We start from the raw sequence: 21,273 nt of genomic DNA, 5'->3' as shown, positions 1-21,273 counted from the left end.
TTTCATGCCCAACACAGGTTAATTTCAAATACTCGACGGCATGTCCGTTTAATCAGGCCGCATCAGGTTCAGTCATCCTTTTGACCCTACTTTTTACCTGGCTTTTAACCGGTTTTTTACTGGACGCTTGCCCGGCTTTTATCACGCTTTAAGTGCCACTGCGTAATTCGTCACCCGCTCAAAAAACACCCTACTCACAGAACCAAGGCTCTATGGCAGGTATCAAATTACAGAAGAAACTAATGAAGCAATTCACAGTTTTCATCATTAAAAAATGAAATGCACATTGTATCTGGGATCAAGGCTTTATTTATTCAACAATTCATTTATAAAGCTTATCGCAATAATTTACTGCGCGAACTGGCCGACAGACCAGAGCACAGATAGCAAGCTCGATAGCAGCCAATAATAAAAGGCACATTGAAAGTAGCCTCAGGCTCTCACATTTATTCAAAGGAAATATCATGAAAAAGTCAGTTTTGGCGACACTTATCATATCCTCGCTGGGATTAACCGCCTGTGGCGGTGGCAGCGGGAGTAATAACGATAGTACAGACTCCAATACTTCACCAACAGAGATCACCACGGCAGGTGTCGTCAATAAAGGGATAGTGAAGTCAGGCCAGGTCGCCGTGTGTGAAGCCACAGTCGCCAATACCAGCCAGCAACGCTGTGTTTCGCCGTTGCTCACGACAACCACCAATGAAAAAGGCCAGTTTTCTCTGACAGGTCTTCCAGCCAATAAAGCCCTGCTGGTTGTTGTGACCAAAGGCACCGGCACCCAAATGAAATGTGACTACGTTGGCTGTCAGGATGCGAGCAGTAATCCGATTGAATTCGGCGAGTGGATGACGGTTCCAGATGAATTCAAACTGCTGGCCGTGATTGCTTCTTCAGGCGAAATCAAAACTGCCAATGTTAACAGCCTGACCAATCTGGCAGCTAAAAAAGCCATTGAACTGACCGGCGCTTTGGATCTGACGACAGACATAGTCAACAACAGCAATGCCATTATCGGGAAAGCGCTCGGCCTGACCAAGCCGATTACAGAAATGGGCTCAGTAGACATTACTGATGCCAATGCCATTGCCGGGTCAGACAACGAAGATCTGCGGGCAGCCATTCTGTCGGCATCGATAGAACAAAGCCGCAAGAGTGGCAGTGTCAATATTGATGACTTAATTGAATATGACGCCAATGGCAAACTGGCGGTGAATAAAAATGTCGTCAGCCAGATCCAGGCGGATACCACTCAGGTGGTCAGTCAGGCAAAAGCCCATTCGAATAATCAGGGCAACGCAGGATCAAAACTCGATAATGCCGATCAGGATATCTCTGCTATTAACCCGGATAATATCGAGATTGGTATTGATATTGACAAGCCCGTTGCTAACGCCGTCGTTCAGGCCAAAGACTTCATCAAGCAAATCCGTACTGTTTATACTGCCGCGTCTGATGGCGGGGATCTGAATACTGGTCTGACAAACTTTGCTGACGAACTGGGCGACATTAGCAGTATCGCGCAGGAAGATACTGAGTTGCTTATGAATGGCGTCTCACAGGCTGCCATTGCTATCTTTGAAGCTATGCCTTCAAGCGAACCATGGATTCAAGACAAATTCACTGCTTCGAATGGAATCATTGTAACCAGATCACATGGTAATTTCATTGTTTCCGAAGATAGTGAGGAAGGTAGTATTTACATGAAAGCGTCAGGCACCTACTCATTTGACGTCAATGAAGAAGAAATCTCATACTCTGACTGCAATAACCCTGATAAAAACAACTATTATTGCCACACCTATGGCAATGAACTCTCGTTTGTAAGTATCTACGTTGACGAGCTTAAGGCCCAAAAAGGTGAGACCTCCTTAAACTCTGAAGAGAGTAATATTTACTTCTACGGTTCAGATAATTGGGAAAAACGTTCTTCGGCATCACACAGCTTTGTCGAATATAGTTACTTTGGCTCTAGCGATAGAGATTACTTTGAGTCAAAAATATCACAACTTGACTCTGTCGAGCTGAACCTGACAAATGTCAGACTTGTACTAAATGATAGTGATTTGAACAAAAAACAGTTTGATGGCGCTATTTCATTTGATCTGAAAGAATACAGAAATGAAAAACGTGATTTAAGTGATCACTCAGTTAATCTTGATGAGTTCGGCAGTGACAGAAATGGTTATACTATTAAAGAGAATCAGTTAACGGCCAAAAACTTAACTTTAACGTTCAAGGGGGAGCTGCAAAGCGGTAATGATAAGGTGTCTGCATTGCTTGATGTCCGCCTTAATAACCCGAACAACTATATCCACAGTAATTCTTTATACTCCGGGTATTACGAAGCCGATTGTAAGACTCATCAAGGTATGTTTTGGTATTGCCTTGAGGACTACAAGCGCTATGAAGATTACGAGTCAGAAGAATCTTCATATGATTTTATCCAGGCTAATGTCAAACTGGAACTCGCTGCCGATATCACCAATGCCAACGGTAAACAGGTTGCTTCTAAAGTCAGTGTTGACATCTCCCGCAACGATTACAACCTGATCGAAGTGGATGCCGGAGTGACTTATAACGGTAAAGACACTTACCTGAGCACCAGCTACAAGCCTTACAGTGATACCAACACGCCTTATGTCTCGCTGCGCGATGGCAAAGGTCTGGTGGCGACCCTGACCGAAAAAGGGGAAGACGGTATTGGCGGCACCATCTATGTGAACGGTAAAGCGACCGGGACTATCGGCACGACCAGCAATAATCTGTTGCTGATCCGTTATACCGACGATTCCTTCGAATCGATGTAAGCGATTTGCCCATTCATTCTTTTAGTCACGAGCCCTGATCTGTCAGGGCTCTCTTGTTGTAATTATGATGCTGACGACCTTAACAACCCTTACCGGCCTGAGCCTACTGCCTCTGGCGCCGGGAACAGCGACTGACTCAGTCGCCCCATTTGTTCAGATAAACTCGCAAAGCTACGCCGAGAACAACAGTATTTACGCCTTGGTAAAAGGCAAGGAAAGTGATTATCAGGGCTCAAATCACGCCTTCACCTTTAACGAAGCCGCCTTTGGCCTGCGCTATCACAATGTGACGCTCAGCTACCTTTACCGCTATGAATGGTTTCTGAAACACTCTCCGGATGCGCTGTTGCTCTATGGGGATTCTCTGAACCGGACAGACATGGTGCCCGGTAAAACCTATCAGGTAGAATTAAATGTGAACCATACCATTCAGCAAGGCATCCGCCTCGGCTGGCGTATGGAGCCGGCTGACAATCTGGCTTTCTATGTCGCAGGCAGCTATCTGAAGGCCACCGACTTAATGGAAGGTCAGCTACATGGCCAGGTTCAGCGCAGTGCCAGCGATGATATCAGCGGCCAGCTAAACCTGGACTATGTCTATGGTGAAGATGTACTGCTGGACCGAATTGCAGACAAACCCACCAGCCGCTACGGCTTCAGTACCGATCTGGGATTTGACTGGCACATTAACCGACACTGGTTTCTGTCGGCCTTTGTGCAGGATGCCTATGGCGAAATCATGTGGGATCGTGCGCCTTACACCACAGCCGTTGCCAACACCGCCACGGCAGAAACCGACGAGAATGGCTACATCAACATCAACCCTATCGCGAGTGGCTTTGAAGGTTACAAAGAATACAAACAGCGGCTAACGCCCAAGTACACAGGCCGCTTAGCCTACCTATTTGGTGATACCGCATTGTCGGCCAGCCATTTTTATGGCTATGGTGCGCAATTAACGGATCTCGCTGTCAGCCATGGCTGGAGTACGGTCAGCACCCGGCTCTCGTATACCCTGCAGAGTCAGGCCATCGGACTGGCCCTCACCCACAGATACTGGTCGATGCAGGTCGTCAGTGACAATCTGGACTATCAGCAAGCCAGTCAGCTGACCGTGATGCTGTCGGGGCAGGTGCCTTTCTGACGGTGCCTTTATTGGTCATGACCTGGGAGCAGAAAACGGCTGAAGCAACGCCAGCACTTCAGCCGTTTTCGTTTTCATCAGCGCGGAATCGCCACGGGACTCGACATTCAAACGCAAAACGGGTTCGGTATTTGATGCCCTGAGATTAAAACGCCAGTCAGAAAAATTCAGACTGATCCCGTCAGTCTGATCCAGTGTCAGTGCGTCCGGCTCGTACACAGCGCGGACTGTCGCGATGGCATCGTCCGTGTCAGTGACCGTCAGGTTGATTTCACCAGAAGCCGGATAAGCCCGCATCCTGTCCGCGACCAGCTCCGACAGACGCAGTCCTTTTACAGACAACAGCTGTGCCACCAGCAACCAGGGGATCATACCGCTGTCGCAATAGGCAAAATCGCGAAAATAATGGTGGGCACTCATTTCACCGCCGTATAGGGCGTCTTCCTGCCGCATCCTTTCTTTAATAAAAGCATGACCGGTTTTCGACTGGATCGCTTCTCCGCCATTGGCCGTGACGATATCGATCGTATTCCAGGTCAGACGGGGATCATGAATGATTTTGCTCGGCCGGGCGTCCTTCTGATCTGCGGCTTGCTGCAAAAAAGCTTCGGCCAGTAAACCGACAATATAATAGCCCTCGATGAACTGGCCGTGTTCATCGAACAGAAAGCAGCGGTCAAAATCGCCGTCCCAGGCAATGCCCATATCGGCCCGATGCGTCCTCACCGCTTGTGAAGTCGCCGCCCGGCACTCAGGCAATAACGGATTGGGAATCCCGTGAGGAAAAGTGCCATCGGGCTCATGGTAGATTTTCACAAACTCAATGGGGATCCGGCGCTGACCAAATTGCGCCTCCAGTGCATCAATCACATGGCCCGCTGCGCCATTGCCGGCGTTGACCACCAGCCGCAGCGGTGTAATCTCAGACGGCGTGATATAAGACAGCAGGTGGTCAATATAGTCATTCAGCACACAATGGTGACGCAGCTGGCCGGTCTGATCGGGCGCCGCAAAGTCATTGCTTTCCGCCAGTATGCGAATATCGTGCAAGCCCGTGTCGCCACTGACAGGGATCGCCCCGGCCCTGACCAGCTTCATACCATTGTAATTGTTCGGATTATGGCTGGCCGTCACTTCAATCCCGTCAACGAGCAGGCTTTGCGCGGCGAAATATACCTCTTCTGTACCAGTCAGACCGAGATCGATCACATCCACTCCGGCATCCATCAAACCTTGCGCCAGTGCCATTTTCAATGACGGCGAGGAAAGCCGCACATCGCCGCCAATCGCCACCGTTACTGGCCGGAAATGCTGGCCGTACGCCCGGCCGATCCGGTAAGCTATGTCCTCGTTCAGCTCCCGCCCCAGCTCACCGCGGATATCGTAGGCTTTAAAACAGGTGAGTCTTTCCATGCCGGCCTCCTTATCGACGCAGCCATCCCGCTTACTTTCTGCCGTACCTGTCTTCAAAGCGGACAATATCGTCTTCGCCGAGATAACTGCCTGACTGCACTTCAATGATTTCCAGCGGAATTTTGCCCGGGTTCTCCAGCGCATGCACCACGCCGACCGGAATGTAAGTGGACTGATTTTCCGTCAGCAGCCAGGTTTTATCCCCCTGGGTGACTTTGGCCGTCCCCGATACCACCACCCAATGTTCGGCACGGTGATGATGCATTTGCAGCGATAATTTTTCACCCGGTTTGACCGTGATGTGTTTCACCTGATGACGGCCACCGCTATCGACCTGATCATACTTGCCCCAGGGGCGGTACACTTCCCGGTGCAGCTCACATTCCGGCCGCTGCGCCGCTTTCAGCTGCGCCACTATCTCTTTGACATCCTGAACTTTATCTTTAGCGGCCACCAGTACCGCATCCTTGGTTTCAATCACCACTACGTTGTCCAGACCGACAGTCGCCACCAGACGGCTGTCGGCCCTGAGGTAACAATGGTGGCTCTGCGCAGTCAGCACATCCCCGATAACCACGTTGCTTGCGGCATCTTTGGGACTGAGCTCCCACAGCGATGACCAGGCGCCGACATCGCTCCAGCCGGCTTCCATCGGCACCATCACCGCTTGGCGGGTTTTCTCCATCACCGCATAATCAATCGACTCGGCAGGACAGTTAGCAAAAGCTAAGCTGTCGATGCGAATGAAATCCCGGTCGCGCTCAGGCGAAGCAACAGACTGGCGGCAGGCAGCCAGAATGTCCGGCCGGAACTGAGACAGCTGCTGCAAATAGGCAGAAGCGCGAAACAGGAACATGCCGCTGTTCCAGTAATAGTGACCACTAACCAGATACTCTCTGGCGGTATTGAGATCCGGCTTTTCGACAAATTGTGCGACGTCAAAACCCGCACCAAGCGCCGCACCGCGTTTGATATAGCCGTACCCTGTCTCGGGCGACTGAGGGGGAATACCGAAAGTCACCAGCTTACCGCTGTCTGCCAGCGGCAGCGCTGTCCTGACGGCCTGAGTAAAAGCGGCGGTATCCAGAATCAGATGATCGGCCGCCAGCACAAGAAGTAAGGGATCACTGTCTTCCAAAGACAGACTGTCATCCTGTGCCAGTAGCGCCGCCAGCGCAATGGCAGGCGCGGTATTACGACCCTGAGGCTCAAGCAGAAGGTGACCCGGCTGGCTGGTGCAGGATCTGAGCTGCTCTGCGGCAAGAAACCGATGCTCTTCCTGACAAATCACTAACGGGGACAGAGCATCCAGCTCAGCCAGACGGGCAAGGGTTTGCTGCAGCATGCTGGCCGGGAGCGATGGAGAGGCAAGAGACGGGTTTTCAGCAGGCTGAAGGGCAAGAAATTGTTTGGGATACTGCTCACGCGATAAGGGCCACAAGCGACTGCCTGTCCCCCCAGCCAGAATAACCGGTAAAATCTGCATACGCCTTTCCCCTTCGCAAAAAAGTTCAAGATACTCGGTACTTCTTTGTCAGGTATTTATACCAATCTACATGAGTCTTTTTTTATCACCTGTTCAGGCAAGTATAGACAAGGAGATTGAAGGCGCGCGGATGAAAAAGTGCCAGCCACGACTGTATTGCTGAATGCACTGGCGACTTCCTGCCAGTTCAGCCGATCAACTTGAGATCGTTTTTCCGTTGGGTCTTCAGGTCGGTATAAAAGTTTTCATGCGAACCAAGGCTTAACAGGTAGAGCTTTAATTCGTTATCAACCCAAGAGTAACCAAGCAGCAATTCTTGTTTTTTCATCTTGAACTTATGAACTCGCAAATGTGACAAATCGCCTTTCTTCGGCTGCCCTATTTCTGGATTGGCAATAATCTTTTCGATCTCATCTTCAACGGTGCTGAGCTGCTTTGTTGGCAGTTTGCTCAGGGCTTTGGTGAAGCGCCTAGCCTCAAAGACCTCAATTTCTCTTTGTTCTTCGCTCATATGGCTTCACCAATCCCTGCTTAACCTCTTCTGTAGCTAATAATGATTCACGGACAAATTCATAAGACAGATCTGGGTTCTCCATCATGATTTTACCGATCTTGGCCCAGTACTCTATTTGCATAGGTACAGAGCGATTCTCCGCGATCCCATAAGCCTTGGCTTCGGAAACAAAGTCATCATTTAACCGGACGCTTGTTGCCATAGTTCAATCTCCTATTTAATAGTGATTTGAGTATAGACACAATGGCGCTAAACGCAATCTTTTGTCGCATTGAGAGCATTTAATCTTCTATCATACTCAGCAGCATCTGCGGATTCAGGGTCTGGGTATCGTCTTGCCCTGAAAGGACTTTTTCTGCCAGATCGCGTTTGTCCCGGTGAAGCTGGACAATTTTTTCTTCCACCGTATTTTCTGTGACCAGACGATATACTGTCACCGGCCTGCTCTGCCCCATACGGTGCGCCCTGTCGCTGGCCTGATCTTCTACCGCCGGATTCCACCACGGATCCAAATGAATAACAGTATCGGCTTCAGTCAGGTTCAGGCCCGTTCCACCCGCTTTCAAGCTGATGAGAAAGACAGGATGCTTTCCTGCTTTAAAGGCCTCAATCGCCGCTTTCCTCTGCTTACTACTCGACTGTCCGTCCAGATAACTGAACGACAGCGAGGCTTGTTCCAGCTGCGCCGCAAAACGTTTCAGCAATTGCACAAACTGGCTGAACACCAAAATCTGATGGCCGCCTTCTATCGCTTCTGACACCAGTGCCAGGGCCTCCCTGAGCTTACTGCTCTCTTCCGCAAAGGAATCAAACACCAGACTAGCGTCACAGCATACCTGCCTTAAACGGGTCAGTGCGGCAAGCACCTCGACCACACCCTTACTGTTTTTGGCTGTTTTCAGGGCATCCTTACGGACGGCTTCATAAGCAGCACTTTCTTTGGCCGATAAATAGACGGTGTGGGTGATCTCGGTTTTGCTGGGCAGCTCAGATAACACCTCACCTTTCATTCGCCGCATGATAAACGGACTGATCAAGGCTTTCAGCCGCATCATATCCTCGGCATTACGCGCGGCCTGACCGTATTTTTGCCTGAACTGCTTCAGCGAACCCAGCAGGCCCGGATTCAGGAAAGCAAACTGGCTCCAAAGCTCTGTTAAATGATTTTCAACCGGCGTACCGGTCAGGGTAAAACGCCGCTCTGCCGTTAAACCAAATACCAGTTTTGCCCGTTTGGTCTGCGGGTTTTTAATCTGCTGCGCTTCGTCCAGCACTATGGTCTGCCAGTCTTTTTCCTGCATCGCTTCCTGACAGCGGGTCAGTAATCCGTAACTGACCAGTACAATGGTCTTTTCACCCGCCGCGGCGATGGCTTCGTTCCGGTTATCCACCTGCTCCAGATCCACCACTGTCAGTTCCGGTGCAAAGCGCTGACATTCTGCCTGCCAGTTGTGATTCACAGACTTGGGAGCGACAACCAATGCCGCGCCCTCGCACTGATAATGGCGGATCAGACTGATGGCCTGCAAGGTTTTACCCAGCCCCATATCGTCTGCCAAACAGGCACCAAAGCCGTGGTGAGATAAGTGCGCCGCCCACTGGACACTGGTTTTCTGATAATCCCTCAGCGGGGCCAGAATATGCTCGGCAACCACCGGCTTCTCTGACCATTTTTCTCGCAGCGTCTGCCATCCCGCATCGCCCTGATGGCTAAAGGTTTCCAGTACCTGTTGCAGGGGATAGGCCATCTGCACATCGACGGCCATCTCTTCATTGAGCAAACCGTCCAGCATACGTAATTGCTGCTGAAGCTCATCTTCCATCAGCACAACCAGATTGTCGCTATCCTGCTCAATAAATCCCTGACGGCTATTTGCCAGCAACAGACGAAGGTTCAGCTCCAGATGCTGATCCGTGGACGCCTTGCCTGTGACAGCAAACCAGTTTTTGCGTTTCTCGATATCCAGAGTCAGATCCTGGCGGGTCAGCACCTTTACCTGGCTGCTGCGCTGGCGCCAGTGAACCGGCACGTCCTGTAAATTCTGCACGGCTTTTATCAGCGATAACGCCGCTTCACCAGACAAGGCCCAGCGCCGTTGCTTGTTCGCTTTCAATCCCAGAAGCTTGCTCAGTGCCAGCGAATCCGCTTTTTCCTGGCTGAGATCACGCTGATACCATTGCTGATCCGGGCCGCTGATCCATGTCTCTCCCTGTCCCGAAGGCATGCTCATGCGATTTGCCGGCAGCTCACCGGACACATCATTCTGGTGCTCAATGGCTACATCCAGGGTGCCCTGATGCCAGTCCAGCCATAAATGCGGCCTCGCATCCCAGTGACCAGGCTGTATATTGCCTTTGTGCTGGCATGGGCTGTACCAGAGCAAATCCTTCTGCTGTTCCAGCGCCTCTGTCAGTGGCTGCAAATGCTCACTGCCCAGTTGCTCAGGTCTCGATTCGATGACTTCAATGAACTGAGGCGATATCGCTGAGGTATCCAGAAAACACCAGGCATCATCCATCACCTGCCGCAATGTTCCATTTGCCACTCGGGGAAAGACATCGAATGTGACCTGTTCACCGGCCTGCAACACGGCCAGCGGCTTGACACCGTGCAGACTGACGGACTGGCCGTCCTGACTGATGATGTTGTCACACGCCGACAAGGCTTTCAGTACCGGCAACACATCGGAAGTAGGTTGGCCCCAGCGAACCCTGTTCTGACGCTCCAGCTGCTGACAAACATTCCAGTCAGCATCTGACATCAAAGCTTCAGCCGCTGAATACTGGATGGAATACAGTTGAATCACCCGGCCTTTGGTCCAGCCACGTTTCCCCATTGACTGAATCCTTGGCTGAACTTTCAGTGATTTCAGGCACAACTCCCAGACCAGTCGCTGATCTGCCTGATGCTCTTTATCTGACTGGATGGTCTGCGTCAGCTTTCTCAACCAGATATCCTGGCGGGCAGCCGGAACATAAAAAGGAGCGTCAGATTCGCTTATCTGTCCGGTAAGGTAACGCAGGGCGTGTTTGGCTCTGGCGGCTAACAGGCTTTCAGAATGACGGGATAAAATCACTTCCGTCAGCGGGTGCGCTTTCACCTGAGCCACCCATTGCTGATACTGTTTCGGGTTCGCTTGCTGCCATTGGCAAAGCATCAGCACATCCAGCAATAATTTCCCCCAGCTCACGTAATCTGCAATCACCATGAGTGAATCAAACCAATCGTCAACACCCGCCAAATATTCCTCTTGCTCACTGTAAGGCGCAATAATGACGTAAGCCTGCTGTTGCCAGAACTGGTCATACGCGATTTGCTGACTACGGTGAGCGTCGAGGCTGTGCTGATAGCTTGCAACGGCTTCGGATTTGTCCAGTAAAGCCACCACGGCCAGATCAGCCAAGGCCGTATAGGAATAGCGTTTTGCCGTCATGGCGGAGAAAGCTGTGCGATGCTGGAAGTACTTGTCATCGAAAGGATCGCACAAGGGGTGGGAAACACTTCCGGCCCTGAGCGCCTGCCAATTATCCTCGGCAGGAGCCCAGACAACCTGCCTTCTGCCGTAATCTGTGATCGTCTTGCTGGCTAACGGCTCCCATGCAATATTCCCCGTCGTGTAAAGCTGATTTAACAACCAGGCCCATCCCTGCAGGCTGTATTTCAGCCTGTCGTCTTCAATCAATGCCAGTAATTCCCACGCATCAGGATGCAGGAATAAATGCATCAGCAACCCTTCCGCCTGCGGAGAAATCGCTGAATAGGCAAACATCCAGCGGGTATTTGACAGCACAGAATAGACTTCCAGTTCCACAGAGACCTTATCGGCGTGGGTCATAGCAGCATAAAGGGTTCGCTCCCGGCCAAATCGCAATAAGCTCTGTAATGCAGACAAAAATCCGTTCAGCGACAAGCTCCAGCTCTGTCTTTTTTTCACCACCAATCCTGCTTCCTGCATCGCAGAAAGTGCTGCCTCTATCTCTGGGCCACTATAGCTATTGCTGATCTGCCGACACAGGCTTTTGGTGGTGATGCCAGATGTAATGAGAATCTGGGCTAACAGCTCTTCAGTAACAGAAGCTTCAGACTGTAAATATTGCATGGATTTCCCTGCTGGATGATATCAAACCATTTATCAAAGATTATTGCGACGCGAGTGATTGTAGAATATTGATGCTGTTGCAACAAACACTTACAGTTTGAAGACCTAATGACGATAGGTCGGTGATGGATTGGGGACGACTTCTCCACCGCATTCCTGGCAACGTAAGCGCTCAATACAGCAGTGAAACCCTACTCAATGCCACTCAGATCAATATTCCAAGGCATCAGACCCGACATATCATCGCCCACCGAACGTTTGGGCAACTCTGTAAACAGATGCCGGAAGTAGTAATAAGGGTTGATATCATTCGCTCGACACGTCATCACCAAGCTATACAGGTTGGCACTGGCCTTCGCTCTACCCACTGAGGTGGAGAACATCCAGTTCTTTCTGCCTGTCGTGAACGTAACCATTCACCAGTGGGGTATTGACTAGCCAGTAGCCAGCCCGAACACATCCGGGTACGGTTGCTTTCGGATAACAGCCGTCACTATATCGCTGATGGTATCCAGCGCTGACATCCCGCGTTTCTTGCAGGTTTCTACCACCGACAGAACCCGCGAGCGGAACTGCTCTCCTCGATGGGAGCTGGTGCCGAAGCAGATTTTCCGCATGATGACACTGCCCCTCAGGCACCGCTCCGCTTCATTGTTAGTTAGCGGCACGCCGTCATGATTGAGGAAGACCCAAAGCCCGGTTTCGTGTTTCAGGATATAGGCACACCGCCCTGCATATCGTGATGCCGGCACCTGTTCACCTTTTCTGAGCCACGCCGACAGACGCTTTCTGAGTCTGGCCATTCGGTTGCGCCAGCGGGCCTCATTGATATCGCCGCTTTCATAGCGGTGCTGAAGCCGGAACACGCTGTGACACAGCAGGACCAGGCGTTTTCCGATAAAGGCGATCAGCCCTCCGCCGCTGTATTCTGCCATCTGCTTGAGATTGCGGGTCACATGCGCCCAGCAGAACTGGTGGCGGGAGGTATCCAGCCAGTTGTAGCTGGCGCACTGGTCGGTGACGACAACCGCCGGACAGGCTTCACCCAGCAGGGACTTGGCGGCGTCCGTGTTCCGGAAGTAACGGATAGTCTGATACACCGCATCACTGCCGCTGAGCAGCCAGACCCAGCGGTTGGCCGCTTCCCCGTTGCGGTTGTGCGTGGTTTCGTCGATATGGATGACAGCGGATTGCTTCACGTGATGGTGAAGGGCCTGATGTACCGGGGTCAGCATCGCGCTGACCCGACCCTGAGCCTCAGAGATGGCGCCGGTGGAGAAGTGGGTGCCGTACTGGTTGCGGAGCAGAGCCTGTATCTTGCTGATGCTCAGATGGTACTGTCCCGCCAGCACTGTTATCTGGCTCAGAAGCTTAGGTCCCATCTGACCGGAAGGGGCATCGTCAGGCAGGTCTGCCTTGAGGTATGGTTGCAGCACCGGCACCTGCCGTGGAACAGCTGGTACTCGGTGATATCCAGTGCGGCTTTCGGCAGCTCGAAGACCTGATGACGATAGGTCGGTGATGGATTGGGGACGACTTCCCCACCGCATTCCTGGCAACAGGTGTCAGGCAGGCACTGGATAACGGTATCCGTTTCCTTCAGCTCGCTCAGTGGTCTGCGGTGCCCTTCGTGGCCTGGCTGAGCGCCAGCCTGATTTCGGCGACGAGGGCGTTGAGCTTTTGGCGCTCGGCCCTGGCCTGAGGCGTGTCGCTGGCGGGCGAGCGTGACGAATTTCTGGAATTCTGTGCCAGCCGGTCTTCATATTCACGGAGTTTGGCCCACAGTTCGCGGATTAGGGCGTTGGCTTCACCAATATTACTCATATTGGGCGGCTCAGCGGTAAAGTGACTTTTCTTTTTCATGGTGCCAGTTTGACAGCCTGGCAGGATCACTCAAGAGGCAAAGTGAGATCAAGAGACGATCGTCACTTTGGGCTGTCAATAAGGGGCTGGTGAAGGGTTACGGCTTGGGCAGGCATTCTGCTGCTCAGCTTCGTTGAAGGTACCTTTGGCGACTTTTTCACTTTGCGCGGCAAAGTGTTTGGATTTGTTGAGATTAAGCTGCTCAACCAGCAGCTGTACCTGGGTTTTCAGGGCGGCGACTTCCTCCTCCATCGCTTGCTTCTCTTGCGAGAGCTTGAGCAGCATCGCTTTGAGTTGTTCTACATCATCAGGGAAGTCAGTCATGGGGCATCGTCTTTACAACATTGAAGGTTGTCCAGTGTGACGGCTAAAAAGGATCGTTCAAGCGCAATATGATGATCAGTGTCAAGCGCCACACTTCCAGCCCGTTCAGGGGACGGTGGGCCTTGCTGTTCTCCAGTGATAAACCAGATAACAGCCAATGAAGCTGGGGTTTACTGATGGTGATAACACCATGAGGATTGGGACGCAGCAACTTGAAAGTGCCTTTTTCCAATCGGCGATAGTAAAGCCAAAAGCCATTAGTATCCCAAAACAGGATTTTGAGTTTATCCCGTCCCCGATTACAGAAGATAAACCAGGCTTCACTGAACGGATCCATCTCAAGCTGCTCGGCGACAATGAGCGAAAGGCCATCGATGGACTTTCGCATGTCTGTCACGCCGGAGACCAGAAAGACCTTACCGGATGGCGTCATTGCAAGGCGCCCACCCAGTGTTTGATCTGAGCCGCACTCAATATCGTGGGTAACTCAGCGCGAATGCCGTTGGCAAAGACAATTATCACCGATTCAGACTGCGAGTGATTATGTTCATCGAAGACGATGGGTTGCAACGTCTGCGTCACGTCAGGTGAACGCAGCCGCTTGGACCAGTACAAGAAGGTTTGATAACTGATGCCGTTGTCTGCACAGAATTGCCAGGGTGAGAGCACGTATGCTCACTTTTTGCCCACTAATAAATTCTCTCGAAACATCCGAACAATTATTGAACAACTCATATGTTTAGAACCTGTGGTAGATGGCTAAAAATCACTCTTCTTATAGCTCCACACATGCTATTTATGTAGTGATTTTACAATTTATTAACTCGTGCTCTCGCCCTGACAGAATTGCTTGATGGATATCTGACTGTGTTTTTGTTGTTCCACGATCGATACCCAATGGGCGCGCTTTAGTTCTTGGTTCATAGTACCTCCGCTTAAAAAGGCACTATGTCAAAGCGCGCGCGTTATTGGTATATGGGGATTATTAACCGCTTACTCAGACACTTAATGTGGTATCCAAAATGCAGATTACATACAGGAGCAGATAGTAATGAGTATATAGCTAAAATTGAAATTGATAATAAAAGCGTCTACTATTTCCCCTCACCATTAAATTCACATCATTTAAACTTAATTAAAACTGGCTTTAGTTTTCTTGAAAGTAAACTTTTTAATTTCATACTCACGATTCTATAATGCCTATCGAATAATAACCATACCAGTATAGCTATAACCATTGATATAGAATAAGGAACTATTAAATCAATAATCATGTTGTTGATTTTAAAATTTTTCATGTACAGGTCAATAATACTGTAATGAGTTATGTATAGTGCGTAGCTTGATCCTGCAAGTAACTTAAGCAATGGATATTGATTGTTGAAAATATTGAGATTGGATAGAATGGATATAGTAACAAGAAAATCAATCAATATCAAAACCATCCCAAGAAAGTCATAAAAATAACCAACCTTAACAAAGCGATTAATAGTCAATGCAATAAACACCAACAAAATCAAAAATAAATGCAGATTGGTGAGCTTAAATATCCTTATGTTATATTTACACCATAAAGAAAAAGCTGAAAAAATAAACAACAAACCAATCCCATTACCACGACCACCGTAAATGTTATAAAATGGAACTATTAAAAAAAATGATAAAACGACAAAGTATAAAGCACCGCTCTCTTTTTCTGATGGAAAACATAGTATACACCAACCGATTGCTAAATATAGCCACCATTCCACAGCTAAAGTCCATAACGGCCGAGCAGAACCAAATGACGTGACACCATCAAAAATTTCATAGGGAAAATCTTGTAACATAAGAAAACTCCCCAAGAAATGAAATAAATCATAAGAATTTAAATATGCATAAGAGTCGCTTAACGATATATTGGCATAGTCAATACTTACTATGAGTAACAAGCATGGAACCAACGTGACATAAATTCGTGAAAAGCGGTCAATAAAATACTCTAAAAATGGATGTTCAGCGTTTTTTTTATGCTGCCGTAATACACTGTGGCCGATAAGGTAGCCTGACAATATAAAAAAAACAACTACACCTAAATTCTGTATGAACAGCTTCCCATTACCAAGTAGAGATGCTGGACTGTTGTGGTATCCAAAGTAATAATTTAAAAGGTGCCCCCAAATAACTAGTTGCGCTGAAGAAAACCTTATAATATCTAGCCCTACAGACTGACTCTGATTTATATATGCTATTTGCTTATTCAAATCAATAAAACCCTTTCAATAATAGTTATTTACTTTCAATACATTTAGATTCCATTTGATTATGTGAGATTTAAATGTGTCCAACTAATCATCTTGCGAATTCGTTCATAAGTTCATTTTTGATACTATGAAATATAGTACGTTAAACTAGCTGTACTCACTTTTTGAACACCGATAATTTATATCGATTTAGTTACGTAACAATGGAGTATTTACGCATATTAACCTGCACCTGCTAGTGCATTACATTGCAGTGTTCAGCCATAGTTGAACATTAAATCAACTCACACTCTTTCCCTAAATTAATACGTCCACTTCAATAAGCAGTAAGCTTAGAACCAAAGTAAGTATATCTGTAAAAACACCGCTCACCTTAATGAACGGTACAACTCAATTATCGAAGCTTTTGAAGCTAATTAATGTTTGTTAATTTCTGCACTACATAAGGATGTAACTGTTGCCAAACTAAGTCTCCAATTCCATCGGTTGGAGTGAAATCTGTTGGTGCATCAAGTAACAATTGTCGAATTTTTTCATGTTCAAAGTTATGGCAGGCCTCATCTAACTCATCCAACACCTTTTTATACTCATCCAACAACAAATAACGTTCTGAAGCTGTCATAATCCTTTCATGAGCTGTTCGTTCGACATTGTCACCAATGAGTAGTTCTTCGAACAGCTTCTCTCCTGGTCTTAAGCCTGTAAACTGGATTTCTATATCACCATAAGGGTTATCATCATTTTTGACTTCAAGTCCTGAGAGCTGGATTAGGTTTGCAGCTAAGTCAGTAATTTTCACCGGTTCACCCATATCAAGGACAAAAACATCACCACCTTTACCCATTGCACCGGCTTGTATAACTAGCTGAGCAGCTTCAGGAATGGTCATGAAATAGCGAATGATATCTGGGTGAGTCACCGTGACAGGCCCACCATTTGCAATCTGACGTTTAAATAAAGGAATAACAGACCCGGAAGAACCAAGAACGTTCCCAAACCGAACCATACAAAAGCGAGTACCTTTATTTTTTTTACTTTCTTCTTCTGATAAAGCCTGAAGAGCTAGCTCAGCCATGCGTTTCGTGGTCCCCATAACATTTGTTGGACGAACCGCTTTATCCGTAGAAATGAGCACAAAGGACTCAACTTTAGCCTCAATGGCAGCCTTCGCTGTATAGTATGTTCCGAATACGTTATTACGAACACCTTCAACAACATTGTATTCAACGAGTGGAACATGCTTATACGCAGCAGCATGATACACTGTCTGTACAGCAAAACTTTTCATTACTGTGGCAAGCCGGTTAATCCTTTGTACAGAACCTAGCAAAGGAACAACTTTAACATCCAGCCCTTCCTCCATCGATAATACTGAAAGCTCTCTATCAATTTGATAAAGGCCGAATTCAGACAGTTCGAAAAGTACTAACACTTTAGGTTTTTGTCGGAGGATTTGACGACACAATTCAGAACCGATCGAACCACCAGCACCGGTTACCATTACAACCTTATTCTTGATGTTGGCTTCCATTAAGGATTGCTGGGGTGCCACCGGGTCTCTGCCGAGAAGATCCTCGATCGCAACATCTTTCAGTTCATCAATTTTAGCCCTACCCTCAACAATATCTTTCATGTCTGGAACTGTGAGAACTTCCGCTGATAAATTTACTAGAGAATCAAGAATACTTTTCCTTTTTGAACGTGATGCACTGGGTACGGCAAGTAAAATTTGTTCAACATTAAACTTATTAACTAAATATTTAATTTTATCTACACCATTCACATTCAACCCCATCAAAACAGTGTTCTCCAAGGTGTGATCTTCATCTATAAAAGAAACAACTTTATGTGTATTTGAGCTTTTTAACGCTAATGCTAAAAGACGACCAGCAGCACCAGCTCCGTAGATTAAAACAACTTTCTTATCCTTATTATTAGCTTGACCAACTAACAACCTGAATAAAAAACGAGTACCGCTACAAAGAATATATAAATATGTACCGTAAATTATTGGCACAGAACGGGGAACAGAAGCATCAATATAGAATGCCAGCACTGCAACCGTAACAGCAGATAAAAGAGTTCCAAGTGCAACAATTGCCAACCCATGGAAAGTGATATATCTAATAACAGCTCTATATAAACCTAATTTATAAAAAATTAAAAGAGTTAATATAAGAGTTCCAACTATTAATTGATATGTAGATTTCTCATTAATAATTAGCACTTGACCGACTCGAGTCCAATATGCAGCATAAAATGCAAAAACAACAAAGACAGAGTCGCATAACATACTCACAACTTGTTTTTTAAATCGAGAGCAATTTTCAAACAAAACCGGCCTATTCATAGCACACCAATACATTTCATTGATAAGATCTCATATACTTGCACATTACTGACCAATCAAATTTCTAATGACCATAGAAATGTTATCACTTGCTAAACCCTGATATAAATCATTTGAGATTTTATTACCTTCTCGTGATATTTCTTTTTTAATTGCAGATAACAAAGAGTTCGCTTCATAAATAGGAGTTGATAGACCTAACTTTGAATAAGATTCCTTCTTATTATACACAGTACCTTCGATAGTAACTAAACCTAACCCAGCGATTAAACCTTCTAAACCTACGGTTGAGATCGCAGTCACAACAACGTCAAAGTTATGTATGATATCGTGAATAGAATCTTTATGAGAAGAAAATGAAACGGATGAAAAACCAGAGTAATCAATTTGCTGATTCGGGTGGGCACGAAAAGTAACATCAATAGCGCCCATGCAAGCTAAACGCTCAAGTTCAAGCCTAATATCAACATCTAAATTTTCTTTATCTATAACAATATCATGATAAAAAGGATGGACCATAGGTAATTTACAATCAGCATAAAGAACCCTTGGCTTATCATTATTATTTCTAATTGCTGGAGAACGCTTTATCAAATCAAATACAGGATTACCAGTTACTAGTATTTTTTCCTCAGGAAAACCAGTCCTTTTTAGAATAAGGTTCTTAACTGAATGTGTCACAACACACAAATAATCAACACACTCACTCTCAATTAGCTGAAGAGCTCCATTCTCAATCCAAAGATTATCGTTTATACATAATGATGGAATGATTTTATTTTTAGCAGCAATTAAAGTAGCTCTTTCGAACCTTGGTGCATTAGTTGTAACAACAATATCTGGAGAAACCAAATCAATAACATCAGATAAAAACTCCGTTGGTAAGAAACAGGAACGTCCATATTCCTGATATAACTCTCTTGCTTTTTTTTCACTTCCAAGTCTTTTCACAAGGTTATAAAAAGAAACACCTAAATAACAAACAGATTCAGATAAAGGTATAATCCCATTCTCACCTATTTCTCGAGCCAACTCTTCACCATAACATAAAGCTTCATTTGGAATATTTTCCCTAAAACTTTCAACAGTATTATGAGGAATATCAATGTTTTTTAAATAAGAGCTAGCTGTCGTTAAAGCTAGTATATGAATATCGTATTTACTCTTTAAAGATTGATAAAGAGAGGCTATTATTTTCACATGCCCCCCTCCATAACAAACCATTAATATTTTTTTCATTCTTTAACTCAATCTAAAAATTCACGACACCATAATTCAAACGCCATGAGTGCTCTTATTTCCCGAGTATTATTTATTACTCCGGCACAGTGATCTTGTAACAATTCCTCAATAAAATCGTAATTAAATATACCTCTAGAAACTGTTCTTTCACTTAGTAATAAATCCTCACATAATGGCTTCAGCTCAGATTTAAACCAATCACCGATAGGAACTGTAAACATTTGTTTTTTTCTATAAGCCAAACTAGAACCAATTAAGTCAGAAACAGCTTTTTTATAAATATATTTGGTTTCACCATTTTTTAACTTCAATTCGCCTGGCATTTGAAATGCAAGCTCAATCAATCTGTAATCAAGAAATGGTGCTCTATTTTCGATAGAAACAGCCATTCCCATACGGTCGGGTTTAACAAGATTGTTCCCGGAAAGTAATAATTTCGTATCGATATATAAAGCTTGATTAATACGATCAAAACCATTTGCTTCATTAGTCAAGCTTGACACTCTGTCCACTAATTCTGTGCAAGATATTTTTTCTTGTATAAAAGGGGAGAATAGCTTTTTTAAACTATCTGAACTAAATAGCGAAATATTATTTGCATAGCGAGATATAAATTCCGAATCTGAAAGATTTAAGTTTTCTGAGTTCGAAAAGAATTCTTTATACTTATCATAACCAGCAAAAAGTTCGTCAGCGCCATCACCAGTCAACACCATTTTGACGTCTCTGGAAGCTAACTCGGCCACTCGATAAGTTGGCATAAATGAAACATCACCATGCGGTTGATCACAGTGATAGATCACCTGCTCCCATAAATTAAGCATATTTGGTTCAACAATTTCACTTACATGTTGCGTGTTAAATCGTTTAGCAGCTTCTAGAGCATATGGAGATTCATCATACTTTGGGTCATCAAATCCTATACTATATGTTTTAACCGGTTGGTCCATAGATTGAGTCATTAGGCCCACAACAGTCGATGAATCAACACCACCAGATAAAAAGGCTCCAAATGGAACATCAGCTCGCAAACGTATAGCAGTAGCATCTGCCAATGTTTTGTTGAATCGAGTTATCCATTCTGATTCACTGAAATCCTGAACTTTTAAATCAGAAACACCCCACCATTGATGTTCCTGAATACCATTTTTGTTTATCTCTAAATAAGTTCCAGGTGAAACATGAAAAACCTTTTCAAATAAGGTGTAAGGTTCAGGAACATAATTAAATGAGAAAAACTGTTCTAAAGCAGTAAATGATAACTTAACATTTTCAATCGCAGGTAAAATACCTTTAATTTCTGATGAATAAACAATTCTCTTACCATCAAAATAATAATGTAGAGGCTTTTCACCAACACGGTCACGAATTAAAAATAATTTATCTTCATTTTTGTCATAAATTGAGATAGCAAACATGCCATTCATTTTACTTAGACCTGATATACCATCTCTCTCATATAGACGTAATATTACTTCTGTATCACATGTTGTATTAAATGTAAAACCATCATCAGCAAGCTCTTTAGCAAGTTCAATATGATTGAAAATTTCACCATTCTGTACGACAACAATCTTTTTATCATCAGAAAAAAACGGTTGTTGCCCATGCTCAACATCAATAATAGCTAATCTAACATTGCCTAAAGCTAAAGATTGCTCTTCATCATGGTAAATTCCAACTCCGTCAGGTCCTCTATGATTAATTTTAATGGACATATTCTCTAAAACATCATTTGATAATGGGTTAGAATTAAAATCTCGGTAGCCAAAAATACCACACAT

The 21,273-nt window shown here is 46.1% G+C and carries 13 protein-coding genes and 3 pseudogenes; 2 read left to right on the top strand and 14 right to left on the bottom strand.

Annotated elements, in window-relative coordinates; all coding sequences use genetic code 11:
* The first annotated feature begins 464 nt into the window (after positions 1–464).
* Complete coding sequence (locus tag Q4491_RS00240) at positions 465–2,810, top strand: hypothetical protein (protein ID WP_303453149.1); 2,346 nt, start codon at positions 465–467, stop codon at positions 2,808–2,810.
* A 64-nt stretch (positions 2,811–2,874) separates the two neighbouring features.
* Positions 2,875–3,954, top strand: a complete 1,080-nt coding sequence (locus Q4491_RS00235; protein ID WP_303453146.1) for a hypothetical protein — start codon at positions 2,875–2,877, stop codon at positions 3,952–3,954.
* A 15-nt stretch (positions 3,955–3,969) separates the two neighbouring features.
* Here the strand turns inward: Q4491_RS00235 and Q4491_RS00230 are convergent, their stop codons facing one another.
* From Q4491_RS00230 to asnB, 14 genes and pseudogenes are all read right to left on the bottom strand, one after another.
* The gene (locus tag Q4491_RS00230; protein WP_303453143.1) at positions 3,970–5,367 is read right to left on the bottom strand and encodes a phosphomannomutase CpsG; all 1,398 of its coding nucleotides are present in this window, start codon (positions 5,365–5,367) and stop codon (positions 3,970–3,972) included.
* A 31-nt stretch (positions 5,368–5,398) separates the two neighbouring features.
* Entirely contained in the window at positions 5,399–6,853 is a 1,455-nt protein-coding gene (locus Q4491_RS00225) for a mannose-1-phosphate guanylyltransferase/mannose-6-phosphate isomerase (RefSeq protein WP_303453140.1), read from the bottom strand.
* Positions 6,854–7,040: 187 nt separating this feature from the next.
* Positions 7,041–7,364: a type II toxin-antitoxin system RelE/ParE family toxin gene (locus Q4491_RS00220; RefSeq protein WP_192015080.1), complete on the bottom strand. Its 324-nt coding sequence runs from the start codon at positions 7,362–7,364 to the stop codon at positions 7,041–7,043.
* The gene (locus Q4491_RS00215) at positions 7,339–7,569 is read right to left on the bottom strand and encodes a hypothetical protein (protein ID WP_192015079.1); all 231 of its coding nucleotides are present in this window, start codon (positions 7,567–7,569) and stop codon (positions 7,339–7,341) included. The genes Q4491_RS00220 and Q4491_RS00215 overlap by 26 nt, the downstream gene beginning before the upstream one ends.
* 79 nt (positions 7,570–7,648) lie before the next feature.
* Positions 7,649–11,467 (bottom strand): DEAD/DEAH box helicase, encoded by a 3,819-nt coding sequence (locus Q4491_RS00210; RefSeq protein ID WP_303453124.1) that lies wholly within the window; start codon positions 11,465–11,467, stop codon positions 7,649–7,651.
* Between the two features lie 191 nt (positions 11,468–11,658).
* Positions 11,659–11,874, bottom strand: a pseudogene (locus tag Q4491_RS00205) (transposase domain-containing protein); the annotation flags it as partial.
* 27 nt (positions 11,875–11,901) lie between these two features.
* Positions 11,902–13,330, bottom strand: a pseudogene (locus Q4491_RS00200) (IS66 family transposase).
* 111 nt (positions 13,331–13,441) lie between these two features.
* Positions 13,442–13,654 (bottom strand): annotated as a pseudogene (locus Q4491_RS00195) (IS66 family transposase); the annotation flags it as partial.
* 43 nt (positions 13,655–13,697) lie between these two features.
* Positions 13,698–14,087, bottom strand: a complete 390-nt coding sequence (tnpB, locus tag Q4491_RS00190; protein ID WP_303453121.1) for an IS66 family insertion sequence element accessory protein TnpB — start codon at positions 14,085–14,087, stop codon at positions 13,698–13,700.
* Positions 14,084–14,323: a helix-turn-helix domain-containing protein gene (locus Q4491_RS00185; protein WP_303453118.1), complete on the bottom strand. Its 240-nt coding sequence runs from the start codon at positions 14,321–14,323 to the stop codon at positions 14,084–14,086. Before Q4491_RS00185 ends, tnpB begins: the two co-directional genes overlap by 4 nt.
* Before the next feature lie 452 nt (positions 14,324–14,775).
* Positions 14,776–15,897 carry an acyltransferase gene (locus Q4491_RS00180; protein WP_303453116.1) on the bottom strand — a complete coding sequence of 374 codons (1,122 nt, stop codon included), beginning with the start codon at positions 15,895–15,897 and terminating at the stop codon, positions 14,776–14,778.
* Between the two features lie 412 nt (positions 15,898–16,309).
* The gene (locus Q4491_RS00175; RefSeq protein ID WP_303453113.1) at positions 16,310–18,247 is read right to left on the bottom strand and encodes a nucleoside-diphosphate sugar epimerase/dehydratase; all 1,938 of its coding nucleotides are present in this window, start codon (positions 18,245–18,247) and stop codon (positions 16,310–16,312) included.
* Between the two features lie 45 nt (positions 18,248–18,292).
* On the bottom strand, positions 18,293–19,486 hold the full coding sequence (locus tag Q4491_RS00170; protein ID WP_303453110.1) for a hypothetical protein: 1,194 nt from the start codon (positions 19,484–19,486) through the stop codon (positions 18,293–18,295).
* An 8-nt stretch (positions 19,487–19,494) separates the two neighbouring features.
* Positions 19,495–21,273, bottom strand: a complete 1,779-nt coding sequence (gene asnB, locus Q4491_RS00165; RefSeq protein WP_303453107.1) for an asparagine synthase (glutamine-hydrolyzing) — start codon at positions 21,271–21,273, stop codon at positions 19,495–19,497.

The sequence above is a fragment of the Photobacterium sp. 2_MG-2023 genome, from assembly GCF_030547675.1.
Lineage (GTDB): Bacteria > Pseudomonadota > Gammaproteobacteria > Enterobacterales > Vibrionaceae > Photobacterium > Photobacterium arenosum.
This window is presented reverse-complemented; position numbering and strand designations above follow the sequence as displayed.

Excerpts from the sequence above, each read along its gene's own strand:
- Q4491_RS00240 (WP_303453149.1), top strand. The coding sequence starts at position 465 with ATGAAAAAGTCAGTTTTGGCGACACTTATCATATCCTCGCTGGGATTA.
- Q4491_RS00215 (WP_192015079.1), bottom strand. The coding sequence starts at position 7,569 with ATGGCAACAAGCGTCCGGTTAAATGATGACTTTGTTTCCGAAGCCAAG.
- Q4491_RS00170 (WP_303453110.1), bottom strand. The coding sequence starts at position 19,486 with ATGAAAAAAATATTAATGGTTTGTTATGGAGGGGGGCATGTGAAAATA.
- Q4491_RS00220 (WP_192015080.1), bottom strand. The coding sequence starts at position 7,364 with ATGAGCGAAGAACAAAGAGAAATTGAGGTCTTTGAGGCTAGGCGCTTC.
- Q4491_RS00210 (WP_303453124.1), bottom strand. The coding sequence starts at position 11,467 with ATGCAATATTTACAGTCTGAAGCTTCTGTTACTGAAGAGCTGTTAGCC.
- Q4491_RS00230 (WP_303453143.1), bottom strand. The coding sequence starts at position 5,367 with ATGGAAAGACTCACCTGTTTTAAAGCCTACGATATCCGCGGTGAGCTG.
- Q4491_RS00235 (WP_303453146.1), top strand. The coding sequence starts at position 2,875 with ATGATGCTGACGACCTTAACAACCCTTACCGGCCTGAGCCTACTGCCT.
- Q4491_RS00225 (WP_303453140.1), bottom strand. The coding sequence starts at position 6,853 with ATGCAGATTTTACCGGTTATTCTGGCTGGGGGGACAGGCAGTCGCTTG.
- asnB (WP_303453107.1), bottom strand. The coding sequence starts at position 21,273 with ATGTGTGGTATTTTTGGCTACCGAGATTTTAATTCTAACCCATTATCA.
- tnpB (WP_303453121.1), bottom strand. The coding sequence starts at position 14,087 with ATGACGCCATCCGGTAAGGTCTTTCTGGTCTCCGGCGTGACAGACATG.
- Q4491_RS00175 (WP_303453113.1), bottom strand. The coding sequence starts at position 18,247 with ATGAATAGGCCGGTTTTGTTTGAAAATTGCTCTCGATTTAAAAAACAA.